Below are 537 nucleotides of genomic sequence, written 5' to 3'. Positions count from 1 at the left end.
CGCACACGTATCCACACGCTTGTAGACAGGGTGGATGTCAAACTGGTCACGTAGACGACGGATTTCGCTTTCAGCCACACCTAACAGTTTAGATAGGCGCGCATCAGAGAAACCTTTACGTTTCATCTGGCGTAGAACTTCTTCTGTTAGACCAGCAAAGCCACCGGCTTTCACTTGCTCTTCTAGTTTAACTAGCTCTTCAATTTGAACTAGGAACCAGCGATCAATGTTCGTCAGGTTAAACACGCCATCCACTGACATGCCCGCACGGAATGCATCTGCGATATACCAGATACGCTCTGCGCCAGCTTCTTTTAGTTCGTGACGAATCTTAGTTAATGCGTCAGGTGCATCTAGGTCAACCATCTCATCAAAGCCAGTCGCGCCAACCTCTAGGCCACGTAATGCTTTGTGAAGAGATTCTTGTTGGTTACGACCAATCGCCATTACCTCACCAACTGACTTCATCTGAGTCGTCAGGCGATCGTTAGCGCCAGCAAATTTCTCGAAGTTAAAACGAGGAATCTTGGTCACTAC

General features: G+C 47.9%; 1 pseudogene. It reads right to left on the bottom strand.

Going from position 1 to position 537, the window contains the following annotated elements:
* A pseudogene (gene carB, locus R7Q48_RS30450) lies at positions 1-537 on the bottom strand (carbamoyl phosphate synthase large subunit); the annotation flags it as partial.

The sequence above is a fragment of the Vibrio sp. 378 genome (genome assembly GCF_033339435.1).
The sequence above is the reverse complement of the archived record's forward strand: the minus strand, read 5'-3'. Positions and strand labels throughout refer to the sequence as shown.